This window comes from Shewanella sp. 5S214, assembly GCF_041439795.1.
GTDB lineage: Bacteria > Pseudomonadota > Gammaproteobacteria > Enterobacterales > Shewanellaceae > Shewanella > Shewanella vesiculosa.
Map to the genome: position 1 here is coordinate 54,484 of NZ_JBGOOV010000019.1, position 23,641 is coordinate 78,124.

The 23,641-nt window shown below is 42.7% G+C and carries 24 protein-coding genes and 1 pseudogene; 17 read left to right on the forward strand and 8 right to left on the reverse strand.

What is annotated here, in order from left to right; all coding sequences use genetic code 11:
• Nucleotides 1–35: 35 nt before the first annotated feature.
• Together ACED29_RS13535 and ACED29_RS13540 are read left to right on the forward strand one after the other, a co-directional pair.
• Nucleotides 36–1,277, forward strand: coding sequence for a HAMP domain-containing sensor histidine kinase (locus tag ACED29_RS13535; RefSeq protein WP_182698724.1), 1,242 nt, complete (start codon nucleotides 36–38; stop codon nucleotides 1,275–1,277).
• A gap of 36 nt (nucleotides 1,278–1,313) precedes the next feature.
• The gene (locus tag ACED29_RS13540) at nucleotides 1,314–1,988 is read left to right on the forward strand and encodes a TIGR01621 family pseudouridine synthase (RefSeq protein ID WP_182723753.1); all 675 of its coding nucleotides are present in this window, start codon (nucleotides 1,314–1,316) and stop codon (nucleotides 1,986–1,988) included.
• 58 nt (nucleotides 1,989–2,046) lie between these two features.
• Here the strand turns inward: ACED29_RS13540 and ACED29_RS13545 are convergent.
• Both ACED29_RS13545 and ACED29_RS13550 read right to left on the reverse strand, forming a co-directional pair.
• Nucleotides 2,047–2,247 (reverse strand): annotated as a pseudogene (locus ACED29_RS13545) (diguanylate cyclase domain-containing protein); the annotation flags it as partial.
• 45 nt (nucleotides 2,248–2,292) lie between these two features.
• Nucleotides 2,293–3,501 carry a diguanylate cyclase gene (locus tag ACED29_RS13550; protein ID WP_371697863.1) on the reverse strand — a complete coding sequence of 403 codons (1,209 nt, stop codon included), beginning with the start codon at nucleotides 3,499–3,501 and terminating at the stop codon, nucleotides 2,293–2,295.
• 154 nt (nucleotides 3,502–3,655) lie between these two features.
• Between ACED29_RS13550 and ACED29_RS13555 the strand changes: the two genes are divergently transcribed.
• Nucleotides 3,656–3,823: a YqaE/Pmp3 family membrane protein gene (locus tag ACED29_RS13555; RefSeq protein ID WP_124017736.1), complete on the forward strand. Its 168-nt coding sequence runs from the start codon at nucleotides 3,656–3,658 to the stop codon at nucleotides 3,821–3,823.
• A 105-nt stretch (nucleotides 3,824–3,928) separates the two neighbouring features.
• Nucleotides 3,929–4,123, forward strand: a complete 195-nt coding sequence (locus ACED29_RS13560; RefSeq protein ID WP_371697864.1) for a DUF2986 domain-containing protein — start codon at nucleotides 3,929–3,931, stop codon at nucleotides 4,121–4,123.
• Nucleotides 4,124–4,156: 33 nt separating this feature from the next.
• Here the strand turns inward: ACED29_RS13560 and moeB are convergent, their stop codons facing one another.
• Nucleotides 4,157–4,927, reverse strand: coding sequence for a molybdopterin-synthase adenylyltransferase MoeB (moeB, locus tag ACED29_RS13565; RefSeq protein WP_347690816.1), 771 nt, complete (start codon nucleotides 4,925–4,927; stop codon nucleotides 4,157–4,159).
• Nucleotides 4,928–4,934: 7 nt separating this feature from the next.
• Nucleotides 4,935–6,188 (reverse strand): gephyrin-like molybdotransferase Glp, encoded by a 1,254-nt coding sequence (glp, locus tag ACED29_RS13570; protein ID WP_182698730.1) that lies wholly within the window; start codon nucleotides 6,186–6,188, stop codon nucleotides 4,935–4,937.
• Between the two features lie 135 nt (nucleotides 6,189–6,323).
• On the opposite strand from glp, the gene ACED29_RS13575 reads away from it, so the two are divergent.
• Nucleotides 6,324–6,641, forward strand: coding sequence for a GIY-YIG nuclease family protein (locus ACED29_RS13575; RefSeq protein WP_259396219.1), 318 nt, complete (start codon nucleotides 6,324–6,326; stop codon nucleotides 6,639–6,641).
• An 8-nt stretch (nucleotides 6,642–6,649) separates the two neighbouring features.
• Here ACED29_RS13575 and ACED29_RS13580 read toward each other — a convergent pair whose 3' ends face one another.
• From ACED29_RS13580 to hslR, 4 genes are all read right to left on the reverse strand, one after another.
• Nucleotides 6,650–8,509 carry a M14 family metallopeptidase gene (locus ACED29_RS13580; protein WP_371697865.1) on the reverse strand — a complete coding sequence of 620 codons (1,860 nt, stop codon included), beginning with the start codon at nucleotides 8,507–8,509 and terminating at the stop codon, nucleotides 6,650–6,652.
• Between the two features lie 177 nt (nucleotides 8,510–8,686).
• On the reverse strand, nucleotides 8,687–10,243 hold the full coding sequence (locus ACED29_RS13585; RefSeq protein ID WP_371697866.1) for a phosphoenolpyruvate carboxykinase: 1,557 nt from the start codon (nucleotides 10,241–10,243) through the stop codon (nucleotides 8,687–8,689).
• Between the two features lie 253 nt (nucleotides 10,244–10,496).
• The gene (gene hslO, locus ACED29_RS13590) at nucleotides 10,497–11,357 is read right to left on the reverse strand and encodes an Hsp33 family molecular chaperone HslO (protein ID WP_371697867.1); all 861 of its coding nucleotides are present in this window, start codon (nucleotides 11,355–11,357) and stop codon (nucleotides 10,497–10,499) included.
• Between the two features lie 25 nt (nucleotides 11,358–11,382).
• Entirely contained in the window at nucleotides 11,383–11,781 is a 399-nt protein-coding gene (gene hslR, locus ACED29_RS13595) for a ribosome-associated heat shock protein Hsp15 (protein WP_124017728.1), read from the reverse strand.
• A 264-nt stretch (nucleotides 11,782–12,045) separates the two neighbouring features.
• Here hslR and gspC point away from each other — a divergent pair, with 264 nt between their 5' ends.
• From gspC to ACED29_RS13655, 12 genes are all read left to right on the forward strand, one after another.
• Nucleotides 12,046–12,960: a type II secretion system protein GspC gene (gspC, locus tag ACED29_RS13600; RefSeq protein WP_371697868.1), complete on the forward strand. Its 915-nt coding sequence runs from the start codon at nucleotides 12,046–12,048 to the stop codon at nucleotides 12,958–12,960.
• Between the two features lie 24 nt (nucleotides 12,961–12,984).
• The gene (gspD, locus tag ACED29_RS13605; protein WP_371697869.1) at nucleotides 12,985–15,114 is read left to right on the forward strand and encodes a type II secretion system secretin GspD; all 2,130 of its coding nucleotides are present in this window, start codon (nucleotides 12,985–12,987) and stop codon (nucleotides 15,112–15,114) included.
• Entirely contained in the window at nucleotides 15,107–16,666 is a 1,560-nt protein-coding gene (gspE, locus tag ACED29_RS13610; protein WP_124017725.1) for a type II secretion system ATPase GspE, read from the forward strand. The genes gspD and gspE overlap by 8 nt, the downstream gene beginning before the upstream one ends.
• A gap of 3 nt (nucleotides 16,667–16,669) precedes the next feature.
• Nucleotides 16,670–17,902, forward strand: a complete 1,233-nt coding sequence (gene gspF / locus ACED29_RS13615) for a type II secretion system inner membrane protein GspF (RefSeq protein WP_124017724.1) — start codon at nucleotides 16,670–16,672, stop codon at nucleotides 17,900–17,902.
• 86 nt (nucleotides 17,903–17,988) lie between these two features.
• Complete coding sequence (gene gspG / locus ACED29_RS13620; protein WP_124017723.1) at nucleotides 17,989–18,423, forward strand: type II secretion system major pseudopilin GspG; 435 nt, start codon at nucleotides 17,989–17,991, stop codon at nucleotides 18,421–18,423.
• Between the two features lies 1 nt (nucleotide 18,424).
• Nucleotides 18,425–18,997, forward strand: coding sequence for a type II secretion system minor pseudopilin GspH (gspH, locus tag ACED29_RS13625; protein WP_371697870.1), 573 nt, complete (start codon nucleotides 18,425–18,427; stop codon nucleotides 18,995–18,997).
• On the forward strand, nucleotides 18,990–19,412 hold the full coding sequence (gene gspI / locus ACED29_RS13630) for a type II secretion system minor pseudopilin GspI (RefSeq protein WP_259395689.1): 423 nt from the start codon (nucleotides 18,990–18,992) through the stop codon (nucleotides 19,410–19,412). The genes gspH and gspI overlap by 8 nt, the downstream gene beginning before the upstream one ends.
• On the forward strand, nucleotides 19,393–20,106 hold the full coding sequence (gspJ, locus tag ACED29_RS13635; protein ID WP_371697871.1) for a type II secretion system minor pseudopilin GspJ: 714 nt from the start codon (nucleotides 19,393–19,395) through the stop codon (nucleotides 20,104–20,106). The genes gspI and gspJ overlap by 20 nt, the downstream gene beginning before the upstream one ends.
• Nucleotides 20,106–21,092, forward strand: a complete 987-nt coding sequence (gspK, locus tag ACED29_RS13640) for a type II secretion system minor pseudopilin GspK (protein WP_124017720.1) — start codon at nucleotides 20,106–20,108, stop codon at nucleotides 21,090–21,092. The genes gspJ and gspK overlap by 1 nt, the downstream gene beginning before the upstream one ends.
• Before the next feature lie 50 nt (nucleotides 21,093–21,142).
• The gene (gspL, locus tag ACED29_RS13645; protein ID WP_182757246.1) at nucleotides 21,143–22,354 is read left to right on the forward strand and encodes a type II secretion system protein GspL; all 1,212 of its coding nucleotides are present in this window, start codon (nucleotides 21,143–21,145) and stop codon (nucleotides 22,352–22,354) included.
• 1 nt (nucleotide 22,355) lies between these two features.
• The gene (locus ACED29_RS13650; protein WP_124017718.1) at nucleotides 22,356–22,832 is read left to right on the forward strand and encodes a type II secretion system protein M; all 477 of its coding nucleotides are present in this window, start codon (nucleotides 22,356–22,358) and stop codon (nucleotides 22,830–22,832) included.
• A 9-nt stretch (nucleotides 22,833–22,841) separates the two neighbouring features.
• Nucleotides 22,842–23,603 carry a type II secretion system protein N gene (locus ACED29_RS13655; protein WP_124017717.1) on the forward strand — a complete coding sequence of 254 codons (762 nt, stop codon included), beginning with the start codon at nucleotides 22,842–22,844 and terminating at the stop codon, nucleotides 23,601–23,603.
• Nucleotides 23,604–23,641 lie beyond the last annotated feature (38 nt).

Genomic DNA, 23,641 nt, shown 5'->3' on the forward strand with positions numbered 1-23,641 from the left:
TGATCTTCTCTACATTAGTAACAATATTGATTGTTATGTTGGTGCTTAGTCTCTATCGACAGCTAGTGATTGAGCAACAAAATCAGGTAGATAAACATCTTGCTGCAGAAATGCAACGTTATCAGCAGTTGGCTTTAACAGTCAATCGCCGTAGTTTTGCTGCTCAAATTCGTGCTGCCGATCCCAAAACAGCCTTGATTGCCTGGCGCAACAGCGTTGATATGGTCGGCGCACTGACTTTTTTACCTGAAAATATGCCGCAACTGCCTGAAACCAGAGATTTCCCTATTTTTACCGGCGGTCCAGATAAGCTGCATATTCTCACCGGTGGTCTAGTTATTACCCGTTATGGTCCAGTTCTTATTGCGACGCGAACTGATCAGTTAGCGGCACTAATTGAGAAATTCATTAATGCTGCTTTCTGGGCGGTGGCATTTACCTTAGGACTGACACTGGCATTAGGGTATATATTCTCAAAAGCCATCCTTAGACGACTGGTCGAATACAACCGCTTAAGTGAACAAATTGAAGCTGGACACTATGAGACGCGCTTGCCGGTAAGTGAAAGCCAAGATGAGTTTGATATGCTTGCGCGGCAATTTAATTTGGTGCTCGACACATTAGAGCAAAACTTGCGTGCGGTTCGGGGTGTAACCGATAATATTGCCCATGATTTACGAACCCCGTTGTCACACTTACGTATCGGGATTGAGCTATTATCGCAAAAACCTACCGCTGAACTTGCCGATGCCACCGCTGAGTTACTCGAAGAGTTAGACCACTGCCTGGGAACATTTGATGCCATGTTATCGTTAACTCGCATTGAAGAAGGCCAGCAAATGCTTGATTTACAGCCAGTGAGTTTGCAGCAAATCTGTCAAGATTTATTCGAAATGGCGGAAGTGATTGCCGAGAGTCGCGACCAAGTGCTGAAAATCAGCTTAGAAGATGATATTCAGGTTAATGGCGACAAGTATTTGCTGTTCCAAGCCTTGTTTAATCTGGTTGATAACGCGATCAAGTATTCCCCAGACGGTGCAACAATTAGCATTATCCAACAGGGGAAGCATATTCAAATTAGTGACAATGGCCCGGGTATTATTGACGAAGATAAAGAGCGAGTATTTGATCGCTTAGTCCGTTTAGACCCTAGTCGTCATTACAAAGGCACCGGGTTAGGTTTGTCGATGGTGAAGGCCATTCTATCGCGCCATAAAGCGACCATTTCACTACACGATAATAATCCGGGTTTGCTGGTGAGTATTCACTTTAAATAATAGTGCACTCGGCATTTAATCCTGGTTGGATAATTTATGTATCAACTGCTCAGTGATCAAACAGATTTTATTATTATCAGTAAGTCTGCCAATGTCCATTTTCACAGCCAAGATGGCACTGCTGGAGTGATTGCTCAGGCTGAGGCTGATTTAGGCTATAAGCTTTATCCGGTTCATCGCCTCGATACGCCTACATCTGGTTTATTGATTGTGGCTAAATCGCCACAAGCGGCCAATGTATTCACTCAGATGTTTACTCAGCATCAAGTACAAAAATATTATTTAGCCATTGCCTGTGGTAAGCCTAAAAAGAAGCAAGGTTGGATTATTGGCGATATGGCTAAGTCGCGTCGCAGCATGTATAAATTACTGCGAACCACTGATAACCCTGCAGTTACACAGTTTTTTAGTCAGAGCATTGCCCAAGGCATACGGCTGTACTTGCTCAAACCGCTCAGTGGTAAAACTCATCAATTACGAGTGGCTTTAGCCAGTATTGGCGTGCCTATTTTAGGCGATCAACTTTATGGTAATGAGCTCAGTGATAGGTGCTATTTACATGCGTACAGTTTGCATTTTAGTTATCTAGATAAGACTTATGTTTTCCAACATGTGCCATCATTCGGTGTACACTTTCTATTGCCTCAATGCCAACAACTTATTGGTAATCAGTGGCAATCGCCGAGTGATTTGTCTTGGCCAAGTAAGTGATAGTTTTTTCTATTAATAAGAATATCGGTGCATTTCTATTACCCAAGTTGAGGTTTATCTAACCAGCTGTTGCAATACAGTTGCGGCCGGCTTTTTTGGCATCATACATGGCTTTGTCGGCTTGGGCTAAAATGTGCTTAATGGGGTTTTTGGGAGTGACAATAGCGCAACCAATGCTTGCCGTTATACTAAGCCTCTCTTCACCAGTATCAATTCCCAGTTCTGCAAGTTCTTGCTGACATCGTAAAGCCATTTCATGCGCCTGCGCTAGTGTGAACTAAATCTGCAAAAGGGCTCGTACTGACTATTGCCGGGTTGTGGAGATTATCTCATTGGCTTGCTCTATCGAGTCAAGCGAACAAATCGTATTACGCCCCCTACTTTTTGCGAGATACATAGCATCATCAGCTAGCTGTAATAGTTGTTCAATACTGAGGTGAGTTTTACAGGTGGCATAACCAATACTGAGGGTGGTGCTGATGTGTTTTTTTTGCCACACGATGACGCTTTCTTTGATTTTTTGTTGTATCTTTTCGGCCACAATTTGAGCCTCTTTTTTATCAGTTAACGGCAGTATGATGAGAAACTCCTCACCACCATAACGACAAATAAAATCGATTTTACGCAGTGTGTTTTGTAACGTTTCAGCTGTGTGTTTGAGCACTTTATCACCGGCTAAATGTCCATATGTATCATTGATACGTTTGAAATGGTCTAAGTCGAGTACCATTAAGCTATAAGCTAAATCATTTCGTAACCACAAGGCATCAACCTGCTTGAGTTTGTCCAGTAATGCATGCCTATTCCATAAGCCGGTTAATTGATCCTTGTTAGCTAACCGCGCCACTTTGAACACTAATCGAGCCAGAGCATTACCAAATAATACTAGATTAGTTAATAATAACAGTATGATATAGCTCCATAATACTAAGGGTGAGTTAAGTTTGTCGGCGGCAGAAATATGCGCAAGTTGTTGTGGAGAAAATAACAAAACAATTGCTCGGATGATAAATAATAATCCAATAGTAAAAAAGGGCACGTTAAGTAAGGCGGCATAATATAGTGGTAAGTGTTTTTTTACTGCCCGAAAATTATCAATACCACTGAGGGAAATGAAGATAGCTGCAGTCATGCTCATCACAATAACTAAGTAAACGGCATAGATCACTGAGGGTGGTACTAACAGCATTAATAGTGCCGCAGTTGTCAGCAATATTAGATCAAAACGGTAGGATAAAGCTTGTTTAAATAAGTATTGGCAGCCCCAACGCACCAGAGCAAATCCCAAGAGTATTGTCATGTCGGCAACAAACCAGTATAAATAGTTAATTGCTTCAGTGCGTTGAGTGTAAAGTAAAATGCCGATAACAGTGAAGGTGTTAGCCGCAGCGAAGCACCAACTGGCTCTGGGTGCTATGCGTAATAGAGTGGCAAGCAATGTCCAAGCTATTGCACAGCTAAGCGCAATTAAGCTGAAAAATTGTACAAAAACAATACTCTGGCTATTTTCCATATGACTCATTACTATCGGGAAGAAGACGGTTCCATGATGCAATATCAATATACAAACAAAATAATAGGATAATTATTCTAGTTAACAACTTGTATCGTATACTCTTTTTATAATAGTTATAGCTAAATTAATCAATTTAAATAAGGCAACGAAAATGGATACTAATAAATTATTACTAGTGATTATTGCGATTTTGCTTCCACCTGTGGCGGTATTGCTCAAAAAAGGTATGGGCAAGGATTTATTAATTAATATCCTATTATGTATTTTCTTTTTTGTCCCCGGGCTTATTCATGCTTTGTGGGTAGTATTACAAGAGTAAAGGCTAGTATATGATGCCGCTGAGTCGCTGATAAGTTGGAATCGATAGGGTTTTAATCACTTTAAGATTATAATTGCTTGGTAGAAATGCTATTAAGTGACCAACATGAATCGTAAAAAGAAAATTAATCAAACCCTGAAAGCTAAAGCCAAGAAGGCCAATGCTAAACTCCATGCAGCCAATAAATCTCCTTATATTGCCAAAGCCGATCGCGAAAAGCTTATGCAAGCGCAATTGATAGCCGCGCCAACAGTAGGTTTAGCTGACAGTGCATCAAGTGATACAGATACTATCCAGTAGTATCTGTATCATGAACTCGCGATGTCGTTTCACTTACGCATGTACACCACAGATTTTACACTGGGGTTGTTTAGGCAAGCGCATTTGTCTAAATTCCATGGTCATGGCATCAATCATTAGCAACTTCCCAGTTAACGCTTGACCGATACCTGTGATGACTTTTATCGCTTCAGTTGCTTGAATGCAGCCTATCATGCCGACCACTGGAGCAAGAATACCCGCTTCAACGCAGGTTAATTGCTGCTCGCCAAATAAAGCGCTAAAACACTGATAACACGGGCTATCTTCTCGGTAGTCAAATACGGTTACCGTGCCTTCCATTCTGATTGCAGCAGCAGATACTAAGGGGACCTTGTGCTCAAAACAACTTTTGTTGAGCTGTTCTCGAACAAGCATGTTGTCGGTGCAGTCAAGAATTAAGCTGTGCTGGCTTACCGAGGCATTTATCTCATTATCATCTAATTGCGCATTAATGGTATTGAGAGTAATCAATGGGTTTAGCTGCATCAATGCCTGTTTGGCAGACGCCACTTTCGGCTGACCAATATTGGCGTCATGGTGCAATACTTGGCGTTGTAGATTTGAAAGCTCCACCGTATCAAAATCAACTAAGGTGATTTCACCAACCCCCGCCACAGCAAGATATTGGCTTGCAGCACAACCTAAACCGCCAGCGCCAATAATTAACACCTTGGCAAGTTTAAGCTTTTCTTGGCCATCTATATCGATAGCTTTAATCGAAATCTGTCGGCTATAACGCAGCATTTCACTGTCGGTCAGTATTTCTTGCTCAAGTGAGTCCATAATATTCCTAACACAACACGTTATTAAAAGGCTCTACAGTCACTTGGACACCCTTAGATGTGTCGCCTTGGAATTGATCTAATATTACAAAGCAATTAGCTAAGCTCATTGATGTCAGCATACCCGATCCTTGGCCACCTGTGATGGCCACTTCAAGCTCGCCCGCTTCATTGCGACTGAGTATGCCGCGTTGGTATTCGACTCTGCCAGGATGTTTACGTATATCCGTCAGTAGCTTGGCTTGGCAAAATAAAGGCGTAACCGGTTTGAGTCCCTGCATCTTTTTCAAAATAGGTAATACGAGCTTATAAAAAGTCACCATCGAAGAGACCGGGTTACCGGGTAAACCACAGAAAATAGCATTATCTATTTTACCGAAAGCAAATGGTTTTCCTGGTTTAATGGCTAGTTTCCAAAAGGTGATTTTGCCTTCTTCAGATAAGATTTGTTTAGTAAAATCAGCGTCACCAACAGAGACACCGCCTGATGTGAGCACCATATCCGCTTGGCTAGCCGCTTCTTTAAATGCCCCGCGAATCGCTTCTTTATTGTCGGCTATTACGCCCAAATCAATCCACTCAACATTACTTTTACTCAGTAAACCTTGGATTGAATAGCGGTTAGAATCATAAATCTGTCCTGGCGCCAATTCGCTTCCCACCGGGCGTAGTTCATCGCCAGTGGAAAAGAAGGCCACTTTTAATTTGCGTGTCACCCTTACTTGGCTGATACCAATGGTGGCGAGTACCCCCATTTCTGCCGCGCGGATAATGACACCACGGTGTAATACTTTTGTACCAGCCAGCAGTTCTTCACCGCGACAGCGCACATTGGCGCCTAAGCGATGTGGATGTTCAATACTAATCTGGTTTTGGTTTGCTTGAGTTTTTTCTTGCATTTGTACGGTATCAAAACCTGGGGGAATAGGAGCACCGGTCATAATGCGGATACAACTATTAGGTAGCACTTTGCCACTGAATGGGTGGCCTGCAAAAGAGCTACCCACTAATGTGAAAGTTGTTTTATCTTGTGATGCCGTTAAGTCTGCAAACCGAAATGCATAACCGTCCATAGAAGAGTTATCAAAAGGGGGTAAATCAATACTTGAGGACAGATCTTCGGCAAGAACCCTGTCGATAGCTTGGGTTAATGTTACCATTTCGGTATCTTGAGTTGCTTCAACTTGAGCTAAAAGTTGCTCAATCGCTTGATCGGGATGCAGCAATGTTGGTTGAGCGCAAGGGTCTTGATTACTAGACATCAGAACTTCCTTAATGAAATGCTAAAATACGCTGTAGCGTATTTTGGCTGAAAAATAGGTGTTTGCATTTTCATGGGGCTTAGTATGCCATGATGGCACAAGCGTTTTATGATCACACTTAAGGTTTTAAATTTTATGCCGAAAAATAACGCCAATGCTGGTTGGTACTTGTACATTATTCGCTGTGCAAATTCACATTTATATACAGGTATTACCACGGACATTGCGCGCCGCTTTGCTGAGCATCAAACAGGCAGTCCAAAAGCGGCTAAATATTTAAAAGGTAAAGGCCCGTTAACCCTGGTTTACCAAGAATCCTTAGCGGATCGAAGTGAGGCATCAAAACGCGAAAGTGCGATTAAAAAACTATCTCGCCAGCAAAAGTTAGTGTTAATTGAACAGCATCAGCGACTAGGGCGTCACTCTACCAGCGATAACATGCTTGTAGAGTGACGAGCAGATTACTTAGATACCCTTAACACAGGATATTTCATGTATTGGTTATCATAATATGGGCTGCGTTCATAAAACCAACGGAGTCTTGCTTCACTGTCTTTGGCAAAATCAGGGTTCTTTAGTGCGAGATTGAATTCAGCTTGTAGGCCGGGATTCTCTTGTAACATTTTTGCCGCTAAAGGTTCAACCGCATAATCTTCAATGTATTCGGTGCGGGTGAAAATAGGATTAAAAAATCCCCAGTAAAACAATGAATCCTCTGCTTGTGGCTCGAGCAGCAGCATGGCTAAATCACCCAAAGGCTGGTCGGTTAGAATACGCACAGTACCAGCAGGAAGATCAGTAGTAACTTTGTGAATGGTCGTGTTGGCGGTGACTGTTTGATGGCCTTCGTAATCAGCACTAGAAAACATGGGCTCGTTAAATTGATATTGCTGTGCGATTACTGTGGTGACTTGATTAAGACGCGTCATTCTGATGCCGTGTAAAGCGAGACGATCAATCACATCAGCCCACTGTGGTGGAATATAATACGCCACAGGACGCGTCACTGTCACAATCGGTTTGGTATTAGCCACAAGCGGTAAGTTTTTATATAACTTAGGTTCACCTGTCCAGCGTACTACTTTGTCGCCACTGATTGGGCTTTGCTCAATACGGTAATCAATACCTTTAAAGTCTCGCCCTTGTGCTAATGTTTGGTTTTCCCAGCTTAGGGTTAACTTGCTTGGATTTCGGTATTTATCTTCATTGATGGCAGATTTTAGCTTAGTGCTATTTTGGGCCACTGTTTTAAGGGTTTGTTCAAGCATGACATAGGTGCCTAGTACGCGTTGCTTGTAGGGCTTAAGGCTATGGTTTTCAATTAAAATGGTGGGTAAATGACGGGCATCGCCATAGCCATTGGAGAATCGTGGGCTAGGGTTCCAAAGTGATATACCTTTACTCATGTCGGTATTGTCGTTAGCAAAAACTAATGGACCAGGTATGTGGCCTTGTTCTGTTAAGGCTTGTTCTACCTCTGGACGATAAATAGTCTCTAGCCATTTAAAAATGCTCGGGCTGTAACCTTGAGCGAGGTTGTAGCCAAAGGTGACATCATATTGGTAGTCAATACCATCGGTTACATGAACATCTATGTATAAATCTGGCTGCCAAATATTAATAGTGCGAATAAGGTGCTGCATTTCCAGTGCATCAGCTTTGGCATAATCACGGTTTAAATTAAGGTTTTTAGCCGTAGTACGCCAACCCATGTTCACAGGTCCACGCTGATTAACGCGGTTAAATTTGCTGCTGCGCTCGTGAGCATCAACACTGAAAATAGGGATAAACAGTAAGTTAACGTTTTCAAGTAACTCGCGTTTGTGGTTATGACTGATATCACGCAATAACATCATCCCAGCATCTTTACCGTCAATTTCGCCAGCATGAATGCCCGCTTGCACTAGCACGGTCGCTTTACCATTATCACTCAACGCTTGCGCAGTTGATGCTCCATCTTGCGACGCAACAATCATCCATATATCTCGGCCTTGGGGACTTTTGCCGATACTAACCAGTTGTAATACATCGCTGCTGTCGACGAGTTTGTTTAACCATTGCACCGTATCATGATAGTTCGGGCTAGAAACGTAACCGTTTTGCTCAAACGGAGTGATCCATGGCTGATCTGCACTTAATAACAAGGTTTCACTTGCACCAGACCAAGGGTGAATTGGCGGCAGTATATTGTCGTTTTCAAAATGTGCAGTGTGCTCTGTTGCGACTATGGGCGTCGAAGATGCAGCATCATCAGCATGAGTGAAAGTAGAACAAATCAGTAACGGACTAACCATTAAACTTGCAAGCAAAAAGCGGCGCATGAATATCCCTGTAAATGGTGATGGTGTTGACATAATAACGGTAATAACATCATAGCATTGCCTATCAACAGTTTCAGTGGCTTTATGCTGTAATTTTACAGATAAAAAATCCCAACCGAAGTTGGGATTTTAGGCATGACATCGCATTATGTTAATTGCGAATTCTTGCTGGCTTGTTTAGACGTTTGGGCCAGCATTTTTGATTGCTTCAGACACTTTATATTTAGCAAAGTTGTCACTGAACTCTTGTGCTAGTTGTTGTGCGTATTTGTCATAATCAGCTTTATTTTCCCATGTATTAACTGGGTTGAGTAAAGCGGTATCTACGCCCGATACACTAACAGGTACATTTAGGTTGAGTTTATCGATATGCACTGTGGCAACATCTTTTAATTCACCACTTACAATAGCGTCAACAATGGCGCGAGTGGTTGGAATATCAAAACGTTTGCCTACACCGTGTGGACCACCCGTCCAGCCGGTGTTAACAAGGTAAACTTGGCTACCAAACGACTCAATGCGCTTCATTAGCAGCTCGGCATACATACCTGCAGGACGTGGGAAGAATGGTGCACCAAAGCATGTTGAGAACGTTGACTGGATTGCCGATGTTGAGCCCATTTCTGTTGAGCCCACTTTTGCGGTATAGCCCGATAAGAAGTGATACGCTGCTTGCTCTTTGCTTAACACTGACACTGGCGGTAATACACCTGAGACATCACAGGTTAAAAACACAACGGCATGAGGTTCGGCACCACGGTTATCTTCTTTACGCTGAGCAATATGCTCTAAAGGATAGGCTGCACGACTGTTTTCGGTCAGGCTAGTGTCTTTATAGTCAGGCACTCGCTGTTCATTCAGAACGACGTTTTCCAACACAGTTCCAAAACGAATCGCATCCCAAATCACTGGTTCATTTTTCTGGCTCAGGTCGATACATTTAGCATAACAACCACCTTCGATATTAAACACGCCACCCGGAGCCCAGCCGTGTTCATCATCACCAATTAAGAAGCGTTTTGGATCAGCGGATAGGGTTGTCTTACCTGTACCCGATAAACCGAAAAATAATGTGGTATCACCATCATGGCCAACATTGGCCGAGCAATGCATTGGTAATACACCTTTAGCAGGTAATAAGAAGTTCTGTACTGAGAACATCGACTTCTTCATTTCGCCAGCGTATTTTAAGCCAGCAAGCAGCACTTTTCTCTCGGCAAAGTTAAGAATAACCGCCGCGTCAGAATGGGTGCCATCACGATCAGGTTCACACACAAACCCAGGCGCATTGATAATTTGCCATGTGTCTTTGTTGCCACGATTAAAGCTTTCTGGCGCGATGAATAAGTTACGAGCAAACAGCTGATGCCAAGCATATTCAGTGGTTACACGCACTGGAATATAATGATCATCATCAGCGCCGACTTCAAGTTCAGACGTAAATAACTCTTTGTCTGCAAGGTAAGCTTCTACACGGCCCCATAATGCATCGAATTTACCCGCTTCAAATGGACGGTTTACTTTGCCCCATTCAATATCCGCTTCTGTATTTGCCTCTTTGACAATAAAACGGTCATTAGGCGAGCGACCTGTTCTTTCTCCTGTTTTGGCCACTAAGGCACCATTCGCGGTGAGCTGACCTTCTCCACGAAGAAGCGCTATTTCTACCAGCTGTGCTGTCGTAGGGTTAAGGTGAACGCGGTTAGATACATCCGCCATAGTGTTGATCTCCATGTCTTTTAGGTCGTGTTTCGCAGTGAATCGCTATTGGGGTTAGGTGTTCAAACTTAGCTTGATATTATTTTTTGCGCGGAGGCTATAAGCTAATGTCAGGGATTGTAACGCAAGTTAATGTTTTGGTAACGAACAGTTTGGTAATATTTTTGAAAGTTATTTTGTTTTGAGGGGGTTTTTAGTGATTTTTAAGGCAAAAAAAGCGCATTGCGCGCTTTTTTGTCATGGGTTACGTAGGTTGTAACGGTATGAATTACTGTTTTGACTGACTGCTATGGCTGCCCGAATATAGTGCGGCAATATCTATTGCGTCAAAAGCGTATTTTGCTGTGCAGTATTCGCAATCCATTTCGATTTTGCCATCTTCAGCCAAAATGGCCTCAACTTCATGTTGTGATAAGGTCTTGATAGCAGCGCCACTGCGTTCATATGAACAGCTACATTTAAAGGTAACATCAACAGGGTCAAATAAACGTACTTCTTCTTGATGATACAAGCGATGTAATACCTGTTCAGCATCCAGTGTAAATAGCTCTTCTGCTTTAATTGTAGCGGTCAATGCTGCTAGATGTTCAAAATCATCCGTTTGATCTGACTTTGATGGCAATACTTGCAGCAGCATACCTGCAGCTTGTTTGCCGTTAGCAAATAACTGAATTTGAGTCGGTAATTGCTCTGATTGATTAAAATATTCTTCTAAACATGCGGCTAGATTGACATGGTCTAGTGATACGATACCTTGATAACGTTCACCTTCATCAGGTGTTAAGGTGATCACCATGTAGCCTTTACCAAATATTTCCTGCAGGCTCGCATCATCTGCAATATCATCATTCCAACGGGCAACACCACGTAAAACTTGCTTATTGTTACCATTAATTACCGCTAAAGAAACCGGGCCATCGCCTTGTAACTGCACGCTAATATCGCCATTAAATTTAATGGTGGCGGTCAGTAATGATGTTGCCGCCATTAACTCACCAATTAGATGTTCTATTGCCACGGGATAAGTATGTGCAGAAAGCACTTCTTGGTAGCTATTTTCTAATTGGACTATTTCGCCACGCACATCGACGTTATCAAAAATGTAGCGATGTAAAATATCGTTGTTCATTTGTATTCTCTTACTCTTTGGGCGCTTAGTAGTCTTTAAAGCGCATAATCTGTCGTCTTTGTTTTTTATCCGGTTTATGATCTGGGGCCGGATTATTCAATATATTTAACCGTCTTGCTTCAGCGTTTATAATCCTTTTACTGATGCTTTCTGGTGTTTCTTCGTATAGGGTTTGCGCTACATTGGCGCTTTGTCTATGACCAGATAATTGGATGACAAAAACCTCTTTATCATCATTACCTTGACGAAGACGGATTTTTGCACCGACTTCTGCATTCTTACTGGATTTAGTCCGTTGGCCGTTGTAATGTACTTTACCGCCATTGATCATGTCTTTTGCGATAGCGCGGGTTTTATAAAAACGTGCCGCCCATAACCATTTGTCGAGCCGAATAACGCTTTTTTCGGGCTGAGTTTGAGTCAAATGACCTCCAAAACAGGGATGATTTCACAGACTGAGTAACCTAACTGCCATACAATGTGTGTATTATCGTAATAGAGGGCAATATTATGGCTCTTTTATGGTCGCAAAGTTAGCATATTTGATGGAGATTCGCCAATCGATATGCTCTGGGGTTGTCGCTTTATCCTGTGTGAGTTAGCATGACGACTTCACATATATTTAACGAATTTTATTAACAATTAGAACAGAGACCTGTACCAAGGCGTATAGAGGGTCCAATAACATATGGATTTATTAGATAGACTGATCACCAACGCAGCAAAAATACCGCATAAACGATTGAGTATGATTGTATTTTGGCTGGGATTGATCATTGTGTTGCTACTCGCAGCACAAATCACATGGAAGTTGATGCCAGTATCATCGCAATCTGCGGTGTGGCAACCATCCCCCATCTCTGTGGGCACTGCAAAGCGTATTGAGCTTGCCGGTGTGCGTGACCTATTTCTTTTTGGCCGCTTAGACAATAACAACGACAAGCCTAAAGTTGAAGTCGTAGAGCAAATAACAGATGCACCTAAAACAAACTTGTCAATTCAATTGACGGGAGTTGTTGCATCCACCGAGGAAGCTCAAGGCTTAGCCGTCATTGAATCAAGTGGTCAACAAGAAACGTATAGCTTAGGCGATAAAATTAAAGGGACTTCGGCTTCTTTAAAAGAGGTTTATGCTGACAGGATCATTATCAGTAACAGTGGCCGTTATGAAACCTTAATGCTTGATGGGCTTCAATACACCACACAAGGTGCGGCAAACACCCAGCTACAACAAGCTAAAGTTGATCAACAGGTCACTCGAGTTGATCGTCGCGATAATGAACGTTTTTCTGAAGATCTGTCTAATTCTCGTGACGAGTTACTAGCAGACCCCAGTAAAATTACAGACTTTTTGGCTATTTCACCGGTACGTAATGGTGATGAATTAGCGGGTTACCGTTTAAACCCTGGCAAAGACGTCGCATTGTTTAAGCAAGCGGGTTTTCAGGCTAATGATTTAGCCAAATCAATAAATGGATTTGATCTGACCGATATGGGTCAGGCATTAGAAGTGATGGCACAATTGCCTGAGCTCACCGAAATGGCTGTCATGGTTGAGCGTGAAGGGCAGTTGGTCGAAATCATGTTTAGTTTGCCAGAATAATTTGGCGTTAGAGGATTGAGTAGAATGAATAATAAAGGGATCCGACATAAGATTATTGCTGGAATGCTGATGGGAGCTGCGATGATAGCAGCACCAAGTGCTTGGTCGGAACAATATGCCGCCAATTTTAAGGGCACTGACATTCAAGAGTTTATTAATATTGTCGGTAAAAACCTCAATAAAACCATTATTGTAGATCCAACCGTACGTGGCAAAATCAATGTCCGCAGTTACGATTTACTCAATGATGATCAATATTACCAATTCTTCCTTAACGTACTTCAAGTGTATGGTTATGCCGTGGTTGAAATGGAAAACCATGTCATTAAAGTGATTAAAGATAAAGATGCCAAAATGGCTGCTATTCGGGTTGCCGATGACAAAGCTCCAGGTGTCGGCGATGAAATGGTTACCCGTATCGTGCCTTTATACAATTCTGAAGCTAAGCAGCTCGCACCATTACTTCGACAGTTAAATGACAATGCTGGTGGCGGTAACGTCGTCAACTATGACCAATCAAATGTACTAATGATTTCTGGCCGTGCAGCGGTAGTCAACAAGCTGGTAGAAATTGTTCGTAGAGTCGATAAGCAAGGCGATACAGATGTGCAAGTAGTGGCATTAGACTATGCCTCTGCAGGTGAGATAGTTCGAATTGTAGATACTCTTTACCGTTCCAGTGCTAATCAATCACAACTTCCAGGTCAAGCACCTAAAGTGGTCGCGGATGAACGCATGAATGCGGTTATTGTCAGTGGCGATGAGAAAAGCCGCCAGCGTGTGATTGAACTGATTAAGCGTCTCGATGCCGAACAAGCGAGTACCGGTAACACCAAAGTCCGTTATTTACGTTACGCCAAGGCAGAAGACTTAGTTGAAGTATTAACTGGTTTTGCACAAAATTTACAAGACAATAAAGAGGGCGCTAGTGCCCAGCAAGGCAACTCAAGTAAGCGTCGTAGTGATATCAATATTATGGCCCACAGTGACACTAACTCTTTGGTGATTAGTGCTGAGCCCGATCAACTGCGTACTATTGAAAGTGTGATTAATCAGCTTGATATTCGCCGTGCGCAAGTGCTTGTTGAAGCCATTATTGTAGAAATAGCCGAAGGCGACAACGTTGGTTTTGGCGTGCAATGGGGTAGCGAAGCGGGTGGACTGACTCAGTTTAACAATATCGGTCCAACGATTGGTGAAGTGGGTGCCGGGATCTGGGCGGCGCGTGAAACCGATGGCACTACCGTAACCACTACTTCTGGTACTGAGTCTAATACTGTTGTTAATCCAACGACTGAAGGCGACTTTACGTTGATCGCGCAAGCACTCGGCAAAGTAAATGGTATGGCCTGGGGCGTGACGACAGGTAACTTTGCTGCGTTAATTCAAGCCGTTTCAAGTGATACTAATTCAAACGTACTAGCCACACCGTCGATTACCACGCTCGATAACCAAGAAGCGTCGTTTATAGTTGGTGATGAAGTGCCCATTATTACCGGTTCAACCTCCAGCTCTAATAATGACAACCCTTTCCAAACGGTAGAACGAAAGGAAGTGGGAGTTAAATTAAAAGTCGTACCGCAAATTAACGAAGGTTCATCGGTTAAATTAACTATCGAACAAGAAGTGTCGGGTGTTAATGGTAACACTGGCGTAGACATCAGTTTCTCTACACGCCGTTTAACCACTACTGTCATGGCAGATTCAGGCCAAATTGTCGTCTTGGGCGGTTTAATTAACGAAGAAGTTCAAGAAAGTATTCAAAAAGTGCCAATTCTTGGTGATATTCCTTTTATTGGTCATTTATTTAAGTCTTCTTCTAGCAAGAAAACCAAAAAGAATCTGATGATTTTCATCAAGCCCACTATTATCCGTGATGGCATTACAATGGAAGGTATTGCCGGGCGCAAATATAATTACTTCAGAGCATTGCAGCTGGAACAACAAGCGCGTGGTATTAACTTAATGCCAAATACTCAAGTACCTGTATTAGATGAGTGGAACCAAGAAAGTTATATACCGGACGACGTCAACGACATGCTTGATCGCTATAAAAGCGGCAAAGGATTGAGTACTGATATGCGTGATTCAGATCCCGCTTTACGTACCATCGATGAAAGCATGCAAAAGGACAAGGCTCAAAACAATGACTGATAGCGTGATAACTGAGCCATTAGCCCAAGTATCTAGTGACGTTGCCATGGAAGTGGTCGAAGGTGATGGGGTTTTTCACTCCAACAGTAAAGAACGTTTGCCGTTCGCCTTTTCACATCGCTTTCAATTAGTGTTAGCGAAAGATAACGATCAGCTTTGTCTTTTTTATACTGATAAAACGCCGCTCAGTGCCATGCTAGAAGTACGGCGCTATGCGGGTGTTGAGTTACCGTTGATTAAGCTAGAAGTGGCTAAGTTTGAGGCTAAATTAACTCAAGCATATCAAGCTAACTCCTCTGAAGCTCAACAGCTTATGGAAGATATCGGTAACGAGATGGACTTATTCACTCTGGCCGAAGAATTACCGCAAACCGAAGATTTGCTTGAAGGCGATGATGACGCACCAATTATTAAATTAATTAATGCGTTATTGTCTGAAGCCATTAAAGAAGAAGCCTCAGACATTCACATCGAAACCTATGAGAAACAATTAATTGTTCGTTTCCGTATTGATGGTGTGTTGAAAGAAGTATTAAAGCCAAATCGTAAGTTGTCATCTTTGTTGGTGTCGCGGATTAAAGTGATGGCGCGCTTAGATATTGCCGAAAAACGCCTCCCACAAGATGGACGTATTTCGCTGCGTATTGCTGGTCGTGCTGTCGATGTGCGGGTATCAACTATGCCATCGAGTCATGGTGAGCGCGTGGTAATGCGTTTACTGGACAAAAATACCGGTAACTTAGACTTACAACAACTGGGTATGACACCAGGCATTCGTGAAAAATTCGATGAACTAATTCGTAAACCTCACGGAATTATTCTTGTTACAGGGCCTACCGGTTCTGGTAAAAGTACTACCTTGTATGCCGGGTTAACGGAAATTAATTCTAAAGATACCAATATTTTAACCGTTGAAGATCCGATTGAATATGAATTAGAGGGCGTTGGTCAAACTCAGGTCAATACTAAGGTCGACATGACTTTTGCTCGAGGATTACGCGCAATTTTACGTCAAGATCCCGATGTGGTGATGATTGGTGAAATTCGTGATTTAGAAACAGCGCAAATTGCGGTGCAAGCATCATTAACCGGTCACTTAGTGATTTCAACTTTACATACCAATACCGCATCAGGGGCTATTACCCGTCTGCAAGATATGGGGGTAGAACCCTTTCTAGTGTCATCTAGTTTGCTTGGCGTACTCGCTCAACGTCTTATCCGTACATTATGCCCACAGTGTAAAGAAGCACATGAGCCTGATGAACGTGAACGTGAGTTACTTGGTATTACTGCGAACGACACCCGTATTATTTATCGTGCTAAAGGGTGTAAGGCTTGTGGCCAAAATGGTTATCGAGGTCGAACCGGTATTCATGAGCTACTTATCGTTGATGACAATGTCCGCGAGTTAATTCATGGCGGCAGGGGCGAATTAGCCATTGAAAAATATGTGCGCAAATCGATTCCAAGTATCCGCCATGACGGTATGAGTAAAGTACTCTCCGGTGTGACCACCCTAGAAGAAGTATTGCGAGTGACACGCGAGGAGTAATCAATGGCGGCGTTTGAATACAAAGCCCTTGATAGCAAAGGCAAACAACAAAAAGGTGTGATTGAAGCTGATACGGCACGCCATGCAAGAAGCCAGCTGCGTGAGCAGCGTCTTATGCCACTGGAACTTCTGCCGGTTAACGAGAAAGAAGCTCGCTCACAGCGTGGTGGGTTTAATCTCGCGAACGTGTTTAAAAAACGTATATCTGTTGCCGAACTGGCCCTGATCACGCGCCAAATTGCGACACTGGTAGCTGCGGGCTTACCGATTGAAGAAGCACTAAAAGCGGTTGGACAACAGTCTGAAAAAGATCGTTTAGGCAGCATGATTATGGCGGTGCGATCTCGAGTGGTTGAGGGTTACACCTTAGCTGACTCAATGGCTGAATTTCCGCATGTGTTTGATGATTTATACCGTGCAATGGTGGCATCCGGTGAGAAATCAGGCCATCTAGAAGTGGTACTTAATCGCTTAGCTGATTACACCGAACGCCGTCAACAGCTCAAAACAAAGCTAACACAAGCCATGATATATCCCATCGTATTGACTGTGGTCGCCATTGGCGTGATAGCCGTGTTATTGGCGGCTGTAGTACCTAAGGTTGTTGGCCAATTTGAACATATGGGCCAAGAGTTACCTGGCACGACCCAGTTTTTAATACTCGCATCGGATTTTGTGCAGCATTGGGGCGTGGTGGTGGTACTGATTATCTTCGGTTGTATGATTGTGTTTCAGCGTATGCTGACTAATCCGCAACTGCGAATGAAATACGACACCGCCTTATTGCAAATGCCCGTTATTGGTAAAGTCAGTAAAGGATTAAATACCGCACGTTTTGCGCGTACATTAAGTATTTTGTCAGCAAGCTCAGTGCCGTTACTTGATGGTATGCGTATTGCCAGCGAAGTATTACAGAATGTCAAAGTGCGTGCCGCCGTTGATGAGGCGACGGCGCGAGTCCGCGAAGGAACTAGTTTGGGGGCTGCGTTGACTAATACTAAGCTATTCCCTGCAATGATGTTGTACATGATTGCGTCAGGGGAAAAAAGTGGTCAATTAGAGAATATGCTTGAACGAGCTGCTGATAACCAAGACCGAGAGTTTGAGTCTAACGTCAACATTGCTTTGGGGGTGTTTGAACCCATGCTAGTCGTGAGTATGGCATCGGTTGTATTATTTATTGTAATGGCTATTCTGCAGCCTATTTTAGAGTTAAACAACTTGATCAGCGGCTAGGACTAACCTTGACCTTGCTTGGGTAAACCAAGCTTAACACCGATTTTACGCATGAATATATAGACAATTTTTAGAGGAAGTAATCAATGCAACATAATAATAAACAACGTGGTTTCACCTTACTCGAAGTAATGGTGGTGATTGTTATTTTAGGTATTTTAGCGTCAATGGTTGTGCCGAATTTGATGGGGAACAAAGATAAAGCAGATCAACAAAAAGCGGTGTCAGATATTGTTGCGCTAGAAAATGCATTGGATATGTACAAGTTAGATAACAGTATTTACCCAACAACAGAGCAAGGGCTTGATGCTTTAGTGCAAAAGCCTAGCTCGTCGCCAGAGCCGCGTAATTTCCGCGAAGGTGGCTATGTTAAGCGTTTACCACAAGATCCATGGCGCAATGACTATTTACTTTTAAGCCCTGGTGAAAATGGCAAAATTGATATTTTCAGTGCTGGCCCAGACGGACAGCCAGGTTCTGAAGATGATATCGGAAGCTGGAATTTACAAGATTTTCAATAAAATGGCTCAACATCGTCAAGCCGGTTTCACTTTATTAGAAGTGTTAATTGTGGCATTGCTAATGGGTTTGGTTGCCTCAGCGGTAACCTTATCGATTAGTGTTACTGGGCCGGAACAAATGCTCAAAAAACAGGCGCAACGTTTTATGTCTGCCACCGAGATGGTGCTAGATGAAAGTGTATTAAGTGGCCAGTTTATTGGGATTGTGATTGACGAAGATCAATATCAGTTTGTGTTCTACAAAGAAGGCAAATGGATGCCTGTTGATCAAGACCGGCTGTTATCGGCTAAAAAAATGGAGGCCGGTATTACCTTAGATGTGGTGATTGATGGCATGCCATTAGTTCAAGAAGACGAGCAAGATGAGTCGTGGTTTGATGAACCTTTTATCGATGAACCGAGCGAAGAAGAAAAAAAGAAACACCCTGAACCGCAAATTTTATTATTTCCCAGCGGTGAGATGACCCCCTTTGAGCTAGGTTTTAATACGGTTAATGATGACCTTCAGCCCGTTAATGTACTGGTTGTTGGTGATGCGTTAGGCCGCTTAACATTAGGGCGTGTAGATGAGTAAATTCACAGCATATCGACGCCCGCTAAACCTAAGTCATAAGCGTTTATCGACTCGAAACCGTGGTATGACATTACTTGAAGTTATTGTTGCCTTAGCAGTGTTTTCTATTGCAGCAGTATCGGTCACCAAAAGTTTGGGTGAACAAATGGCGAATATGCCCATTTTAGAAGAGCGTACGTTAGCCCAATGGGTGGCCAGTAACCAAATGGTTGATGTGCGATTACCAGGTACTTTTCCAGACATTGGCCAAAAAACCGGTCAGTCAGAACTTGCTGGCCGTGAATGGTATTGGCGTCAAGAAGTGATTAAAACGACAGATGATAAGTTCAGGATGATCCGTATTAGCGTCAGTGACGATGATAAATTTAAGCGTGTTGTTGCCCAGGTGAGTAGTTATGTACATAACAAAGCCTAAGCATTCAAGCGGTTTTACGTTACTGGAAATGCTTATTGCGATTGCGATATTTGCCATGCTGGGGATTGCGGCTAACTCGGTATTGTCGGCGGTGATGAAAAATGATGAAGTGACCCAAGAGTTTGCGACTCGACTTAAGTCATTACAGCAAGGTTTTGGCGCGCTAGAACGTGATCTGGGCCAAATGGTGGCGCGTACACCGCGATCATTTGAAGGCGAACGTAACAATCGATTTTTCCAAGTTGGTGACAATATTCTCGACTCAGAAACCCAAGCATTGGTATTTTACCGTTTAGGCTGGTTAAACCCTGATGGCATGTTACCCAGAGGCAGTTTACAGTCGGTTGCCTATGTGGTTCAAAATGGTCGTCTAGAGCGCTGGTATTATCCTTATCCTGAACCCGTATCGGGTGCAGAGCCACTAAAAAGTGTGGTCATTGATCATGTGTTATCAATTGAGTATTCATTTTATATTGATGATAAATGGCAGAAACAAGTTGATGGAAGCGTAATGCCAAAAGGGATTGCGATGGAAATAGAATTAGAAGGTTTAGGTAAAATCCAGCGTCGATTTTTATTGCCCAAAGGTGCACCAGCGATTAAGTCTGATAAAGACGATCCTAACGATTCAAATAATAAACAAGACAATAATAGCGAAACTGATCCTAAAATAGATAATGGGGAAAACTCATAATGGGTGGCCAAAAGCAGCGTGGTGTGGCGCTCATCGTGGTTATGTTGATTGTGGCTATGGTAGTGATTATCGCGACCAATATTACCAGTCGTAATCAGCTTTCTATGCGCCGAACGCTTAATTTAGCCCAATATGATCAGGCTTATTGGTATGCGCTTTCTGCCGAAGAGTTGGCGATGAAAGTGCTCAAGCAAGATTTTGAAGATTCAGAAGGTACAGTACATTTACAACAGTACTGGGCCTTAGCCAATGTGGCATTTCCGGCTGAATATGGTGAAATCGTCGGTGAAATACAAGATATGCGGGCATGTTTTAACATTAATGCCGTTGGGCAAGCATCAAAAGAGAATGACAATGGTCAGCCCAAAATGACCGTAGCCGCTAAACAGTTCCAATCGTTACTGATCAGTTTAGGTGTCGATGAGTTTGGTGCAGAGCAGCTGACGTATACTCTAAAAGATTATATTGACGAAGATACGTTATCTGGCCCATACGGGGCTGAGGATGCCGAATATGAGTCGCGTAATGTGCCATATCGTGCCGCCAATACCTTGATGCAACATCGAAGTGAGCTGCGTGCTGTAATGGGCTTTAGCCAAAATGTTTATCTGAACATTTTGCCTTATGTGTGTGCAATACCGGGCGAAGATACCCAGTTATTGAATGTGAACACCATTAAAGTTGAGCAAGCCGCTTTACTCGCTGGGATGCTGGAAAATCAAATTTCAGTCAGTGAAGCTGAAAATATTATTAATAATCGCCCAGCTGATGGATATGAAAAAATTGATGATTTTTGGGAAAGTTCGTCTCTGAGTGGCATCAAATCAGAAGCGAACGTAAAGTCGAGTTTTGTGGTCGATAGCAAGTATTTTTTATTAAAAGCTGGCGCCAAAGTCGATAATGCAATATTTAGAATGGAAAGCGTACTTAAGCGCAATGGTAAAGATTTAGATGTGCTCACTAGGCAGTACGGTGGTCAACAATAATAACAAATTCATTGCGTAACAATACGTATTGAGATCGGTGGAGAATAACAGTGTCTGAACGGCTATTTATCCGGTTAGGAAAAACATCAGAACACCCATGTTCATGGCTGGTATGGTCTGAACAAGAGCAAGAAATTATCGCTTCTGGTGAGTTATCTGATGCTGCAAGTCTCAGCACTTTAGCTGATCGCGCGGGTAATCGTCCTGTTGATGTACTTGTGCCTGCGGCCAACATGGCATTGACACAAATTATGTTACCCGAAAAAGGTCAACGCCAAGCATTAAAGGCATTGCCTTACATGCTTGAGGAATCATTAGCGACTAATGTCGATAACATGCACTTTGTGGTGGGCCCTCGTGAAGGTGAACTACTCAATGTGGCTGCGGTTGCGCATGAGCAAATGCAAACATGGCTTCAATGGTTGTATGATGCAGGCTTGAAAGTGAAACGCATCGTGCCAGATTGTTTAGCATTACCGTTAGATCAATGTCGTTGGGCAGCAATGAGTGTTGGTAGTGAATATTTAATCAGAACTTCAGAAGGCGGCGGTGTTAGCGTACCTAAAGCATGGGCTGAATTTGCATTACCGCAGTTATTAGCTCAAACGATGCTAAACCACACCGATGCAGATCCTCTTTTGGTAGCGGGTTATAGTGATGATATTGATTTTGTTGGCGTTACAGTTGAAGCCAAGCCTTTAGATTTACCCATGATGATATTAGCCAAGGGCATCTTAAATGCGCCAATCAACTTATTAAGTGGTATTTATAAACCTAAAAGTGAGTACAGCAAACAGCTATTAACCTGGAAAAATACTGCGATTGTGGTGGTGGTGGCGATTGTTTTAGCATTGACGAATAAAGGTTTAGCTATTCATCAACTTAATAAGCATACCGCTGAGATAGAAGCTCAAAGCGAAATGCTTTTTAAACAATCTGTCCCTGGGGTTAATCGTATCGTTAATATGCGCTCACAAATGGGCAGTGAATTGCGCAGCATGCAAGGCCAAGGCGGTGGTGCAGTATTTTTTGAAATGCTAGATGGATTAAAGCCTGCATTTAGCAAGGTGCCAGAATTAAAACCCAATACTTTGCGTTATGAAGCCAATCGTAATGAATTACGGATGCAAGTGACTGCAAAAAATTATGCTCAAATCGATAAGTTTAAAGAGATTGTCATGAAAGACTACCTCCTCGAAGGTGGAGCCATGAACAGTAACGAAGAAAGCGTTACCAGTACGCTGACGTTAAGGATTAAATAACATGGAAAATATGCGTAGTTGGTGGCAAAGTTTAGCCATTAGAGAGCAACAGCTGGTTGGTTTTTGTGCCGCAATACTGGTGGTCGGTATTTTTTATTGGGGCATTTGGACACCGATTTCCAATGCCCAAGAAACAGCAGAGCGCAATAATAGCGCCGCTCAACAAACGTTAAATTATGTAAAACAAACGGCCAATAAAATTGCTGGTCTGAAACAAGCGGGTGCACAAGCGAAAGTTCGCGGAAGTTTAAGTTCCATTGTTAATCAAACCGCTGGATTATATAAATTAGAGATCACGCGTATGCAGCCGCAAGGCGATAAGATCCAGCTATGGATGGATGATGTACCATTTGATGCGCTACTGGGTTACTTACATGACTTAGTCGAGCAAAAAGGGTTAACGTTAGACAGTGTTGATTTAACGGAATCAGACGTTGCTGGCTTTGTAAAAGTAAGACGTATTCAGCTTTCTCAGTAAGGGTTCTTTGTGAGTTTATTTTCAAAAATAGTCATTGGCGTCATTATTTACCTAGTGTTTTTATTGGTTTATTTACCAGCAAACTGGTTAGTCAGTATTGCTCCGTTACCCAATAATGTTGCCATCAGTGGTGCAGAAGGTACTCTTTGGCAAGGGCAAGCGTCCTTAGTTACCATCGACCAGCGCCAGATAGAGCAAGTCAGTTGGCAATTAAGTCCTTGGGGATTATTAGTTGGTAAAGCTGATATTGATTTTAAAATCGGCAATCGTGCTACGCCAGTGAGCGGTAAAGGCAGTATTAGTTGGTCATTTTCTGGACTGAGAGCAAACAATATTCGTTTTGACCTGCCGGATAGTTTTTTACTCGCAGGCGCTCGTTTACCATTTAAAACCCAAATTGATGGCGATGTAAGTTTAATGGTTGAAATCTTAGAGCAAGGTAAGCCATGGTGTGAGCAATTAAGCGGTAAATTATTTTTAAATAACACCAACGTTAAAAATCAATATGGTGTTTACCCTTTGGGTAACATCTCATTAGGATTGAGTTGTCTTGATGGCCAGTTAAAAATAGCCACAGATGAAACCCAAAACGTATTAGGCTTAACTGGGAGCGCTATTTTAGGCGAGTCAAACTTGGTTAAAGTCAGTGCTAAAATTAAACCGACAGATGCCCAACCTAAAGATTTACGTGAAGCGTTATCATTCTTAGGCCGACAAGATAGCCAAGGATATTACCCTATAAACTATCAAGGTGTTGTGCCTGGTTTGTAATGTTTTGAGTAATGAAAAACTCACGTCTTGATATCACT

What these genes read in the sequence shown, in the direction of transcription:
- gspG (WP_124017723.1), top strand. Translation starts at nt 17,989, where the DNA reads ATGCAACATAATAATAAACAACGTGGTTTCACCTTACTCGAAGTAATG.
- gspE (WP_124017725.1), top strand. Translation starts at nt 15,107, where the DNA reads ATGACTGATAGCGTGATAACTGAGCCATTAGCCCAAGTATCTAGTGAC.
- glp (WP_182698730.1), bottom strand. Translation starts at nt 6,188, where the DNA reads ATGTCTAGTAATCAAGACCCTTGCGCTCAACCAACATTGCTGCATCCC.
- gspH (WP_371697870.1), top strand. Translation starts at nt 18,425, where the DNA reads ATGGCTCAACATCGTCAAGCCGGTTTCACTTTATTAGAAGTGTTAATT.
- ACED29_RS13535 (WP_182698724.1), top strand. Translation starts at nt 36, where the DNA reads ATGTTGGTGCTTAGTCTCTATCGACAGCTAGTGATTGAGCAACAAAAT.
- ACED29_RS13540 (WP_182723753.1), top strand. Translation starts at nt 1,314, where the DNA reads ATGTATCAACTGCTCAGTGATCAAACAGATTTTATTATTATCAGTAAG.
- gspI (WP_259395689.1), top strand. Translation starts at nt 18,990, where the DNA reads ATGAGTAAATTCACAGCATATCGACGCCCGCTAAACCTAAGTCATAAG.
- ACED29_RS13580 (WP_371697865.1), bottom strand. Translation starts at nt 8,509, where the DNA reads ATGCGCCGCTTTTTGCTTGCAAGTTTAATGGTTAGTCCGTTACTGATT.
- moeB (WP_347690816.1), bottom strand. Translation starts at nt 4,927, where the DNA reads ATGGACTCACTTGAGCAAGAAATACTGACCGACAGTGAAATGCTGCGT.
- gspC (WP_371697868.1), top strand. Translation starts at nt 12,046, where the DNA reads ATGGATTTATTAGATAGACTGATCACCAACGCAGCAAAAATACCGCAT.
- gspF (WP_124017724.1), top strand. Translation starts at nt 16,670, where the DNA reads ATGGCGGCGTTTGAATACAAAGCCCTTGATAGCAAAGGCAAACAACAA.
- ACED29_RS13585 (WP_371697866.1), bottom strand. Translation starts at nt 10,243, where the DNA reads ATGGAGATCAACACTATGGCGGATGTATCTAACCGCGTTCACCTTAAC.
- gspD (WP_371697869.1), top strand. Translation starts at nt 12,985, where the DNA reads ATGAATAATAAAGGGATCCGACATAAGATTATTGCTGGAATGCTGATG.
- ACED29_RS13650 (WP_124017718.1), top strand. Translation starts at nt 22,356, where the DNA reads ATGGAAAATATGCGTAGTTGGTGGCAAAGTTTAGCCATTAGAGAGCAA.
- ACED29_RS13555 (WP_124017736.1), top strand. Translation starts at nt 3,656, where the DNA reads ATGGATACTAATAAATTATTACTAGTGATTATTGCGATTTTGCTTCCA.
- ACED29_RS13560 (WP_371697864.1), top strand. Translation starts at nt 3,929, where the DNA reads ATGAATCGTAAAAAGAAAATTAATCAAACCCTGAAAGCTAAAGCCAAG.
- hslO (WP_371697867.1), bottom strand. Translation starts at nt 11,357, where the DNA reads ATGAACAACGATATTTTACATCGCTACATTTTTGATAACGTCGATGTG.
- gspJ (WP_371697871.1), top strand. Translation starts at nt 19,393, where the DNA reads ATGTACATAACAAAGCCTAAGCATTCAAGCGGTTTTACGTTACTGGAA.
- ACED29_RS13550 (WP_371697863.1), bottom strand. Translation starts at nt 3,501, where the DNA reads ATGGAAAATAGCCAGAGTATTGTTTTTGTACAATTTTTCAGCTTAATT.
- ACED29_RS13575 (WP_259396219.1), top strand. Translation starts at nt 6,324, where the DNA reads ATGCCGAAAAATAACGCCAATGCTGGTTGGTACTTGTACATTATTCGC.
- gspK (WP_124017720.1), top strand. Translation starts at nt 20,106, where the DNA reads ATGGGTGGCCAAAAGCAGCGTGGTGTGGCGCTCATCGTGGTTATGTTG.